Raw genomic sequence first — 2,659 nt, 5'->3', positions numbered from 1 at the left:
TGGCTGTAATTATGACGACGCCGAGTCCCGACCAGACTGCATAAGCAACACCGACAGGGATGGATTTCAGAACCAGACGCAGCCGCAGGCGCCGGAAACTAAACCGATGTCTGTAGGGTTACCGCTGGATCTGCGTGAATTCCAGCAGCAGCAAGAGAAAGACTTTCTACAAACCAGCTTACAGCAGGCAAAATTTAACCAGAAAAAAGCCGCTGAATTACTGGGTCTGACTTACCATCAGCTTCGCGCTTTGCTGAAAAAACACCAGATTTAACGCACATTTGCAGATGTTATATTGGCGGATTTGACGCATAACCTCATCAGGGTTTACCATGACGCCATTACTGTATAAAAAAACAGGCACAAAATATGGCTCTGGCACTCGTTGGCGAAAAAATTAACAGAAACCGCTTCACCGGTGAGAAAATTGAAAATAGTACATTTTTTAACTGTGATTTTTCAGGTGCCGACCTGAGCGGCACTGAATTTATCGGCTGTCAGTTCTATGATCGTGAAAGCCAGAAAGGGTGCAATTTTAGTCGTGCGATGCTGAAAGATGCCATTTTTAAAAGCTGTGATTTATCCATGGCGGATTTTCGCAATGCCAGTGCGCTTGGCATTGAAATTCGCCACTGTCGTGCGCAAGGCGCAGATTTTCGCGGCGCAAGTTTTATGAATATGATCACTACTCGCACCTGGTTTTGCAGTGCATATATCACTAACACAAATCTAAGCTACGCCAATTTTTCGAAAGTCGTGTTGGAAAAGTGTGAGCTGTGGGAAAACCGTTGGATGGGGGCCCAGGTACTGGGCGCGACGTTCAGTGGTTCAGATCTCTCCGGCGGCGAGTTTTCGACTTTCGACTGGCGAGCAGCAAACTTCACACATTGCGATCTGACCAATTCGGAGTTGGGTGACTTAGATATTCGGCGCGTTGATTTACAAGGCGTTAAGTTGGACAACTACCAGGCATCGTTGCTCATGGAACGTCTTGGCATCGCGATTATTGGCTAGTCTTCAGGGAGCGGTGAATATTCCGCCCCCTGCACAGCTTTTTACCCTTCAGGCATCGCTGAAGAGTGGTGTGTGGAAATTTTCCACTCTTTACCGTCCCATGCATAAGTGAATGTGTAGCGGGCTGAAACCGTTGATTTGTCCGCGAAGGTAAATGTGTAGGTACCGGTGTCTATCGCCTTATTACACCCCAGGCGAATGGTACGCATGTCAATTTTCCCGGTCGGCTTTTTCGCAAGAAAATGCTCGAAATAATCAACACGTTCAGCGTCCGTTAAACGCGCTTTATTGGATACAGTAGGCAACAATACCGCATCGCTAAGATAATTTTCAGATACCGTCTGCGCGTTACCTGTTTTCAATGACTCGTTCCACTTATCAAATAGCGCTTCGATTTGCGCTTTATTCACCTTCACACAGTCTGGAGTCGACGCTGCAAAAACGGCTCCAGGCAATAGGGCAAGTGAAACAACAAGGCTCAGTAATTTATTCATACAATTCATTCCATTAGAAGTTAAATGGCAACAGAAAACCGTTCATAACCAGGATCAAAGCCAAAATGCATTTAATAACCAATGGAAATCATCACCATAAATGGGTGAGAAGATTAAGATGCCATGAAGAAAAAATGGAATTAACATATTGAAATAATTATAGATACTTTAGCTATTACAACTCACATAACGTGTACTGCTTCCTGAATGATTATAGTTCAGCATTGATAGTGACACTCTAAATGCTCGCTCCACACTTCGTTATCGATGCCATACTCCATCTTCCGAGCACACACTGATATCAATCAGTAAACAACGACAGGTACGCCCCCACGTTTATAGCAAGTCAGATGGGCCATGAAAATGCTAAGATAGTTAACAGAGTAGATTCAAAGTGGATAGCAGGTATGAATTTTGACCATGTCGCGGTGTTGAACTCGCGCTTATCGAGCCTGTTACTCCCAAAAACAAACGGTAATGGCAAATGTCATTAAGTATTAGTAAGATAGCCTCTTTATATAATCCATTAAAATTATGCGCCTGGTTTTATCATCTCTGATCGTGATGGCTGGATTTCTGAGTGGTCAGGCTGCTGCTGCGCCTGAGCAAGCTCCGCACGCTGATATCCGTGACAGTGGGTTTGTCTATTGCGTCAGCGGGCAAGTCAATACGTTCAACCCACAAAAAACGAGCAGCGGTCTCATCGTCGATACGTTAGCGGCCCAATTGTATGACCGACTGCTTGATGTAGATCCCTACACCTATCGGCTGGTGCCTGAGCTTGCTGAAAGCTGGGAGGTGCTGGATAACGGCGCAACCTACCGCTTCCATCTGCGTCGTGACGTTCAGTTTCAGAAGACGGCCTGGTTCACCCCCACCCGCAAACTGAATGCAGACGATGTGGTGTTTACCTTCGAGCGCATCTTTGATCGCCACCATCCGTGGCACAATGTGAACGGCAGCAGTTTCCCCTACTTCGACAGCCTGCAGTTTGCCGATAACGTCCAAAGCGTGCGCAAACTGGACAACAACACCGTTGAATTCCGCTTAACGCAACCGGATGCCTCCTTTATGGGGTATAGGAAGTATAAACCACCTTTTTGCTCCTCATCCGAAGTATCTTACCTGAAATTCCCTCACTCGTTTACCGC

General features: G+C 46.2%; 3 protein-coding genes and 2 pseudogenes. 3 read left to right on the top strand and 2 right to left on the bottom strand.

All coding sequences use genetic code 11. The features are described 5' to 3' along the window. A pseudogene (locus CHU32_RS27720) lies at positions 1–82 on the bottom strand (SMR family transporter); the annotation flags it as partial. On the opposite strand from CHU32_RS27720, the pseudogene CHU32_RS27715 reads away from it, so the two are divergent. Continuing rightward, positions 68–274, top strand: a pseudogene (locus tag CHU32_RS27715) (helix-turn-helix domain-containing protein); the annotation flags it as partial. The pseudogenes CHU32_RS27720 and CHU32_RS27715 overlap by 15 nt on opposite strands. Before the next feature lie 95 nt (positions 275–369). Beyond that, entirely contained in the window at positions 370–1,014 is a 645-nt protein-coding gene (locus CHU32_RS27710; protein ID WP_012695489.1) for a quinolone resistance pentapeptide repeat protein QnrB2, read from the top strand. Positions 1,015–1,055: 41 nt separating this feature from the next. On the opposite strand, the gene CHU32_RS27705 is transcribed toward CHU32_RS27710, so the two are convergent. Further along, positions 1,056–1,508 carry an SgcJ/EcaC family oxidoreductase gene (locus CHU32_RS27705; RefSeq protein ID WP_003833285.1) on the bottom strand — a complete coding sequence of 151 codons (453 nt, stop codon included), beginning with the start codon at positions 1,506–1,508 and terminating at the stop codon, positions 1,056–1,058. Between the two features lie 534 nt (positions 1,509–2,042). On the opposite strand from CHU32_RS27705, the gene CHU32_RS27700 reads away from it, so the two are divergent. Continuing rightward, on the top strand, positions 2,043–2,659 hold a 617-nt coding region (locus CHU32_RS27700; protein WP_228295195.1), incomplete at its 3' end, for an ABC transporter substrate-binding protein.

Source organism: Superficieibacter electus (assembly GCF_002915575.1).
Lineage (GTDB): Bacteria > Pseudomonadota > Gammaproteobacteria > Enterobacterales > Enterobacteriaceae > Superficieibacter > Superficieibacter electus.
Note: the sequence above shows the minus strand (reverse complement) of the source record. Positions and strands in the feature narration are given on the sequence as shown.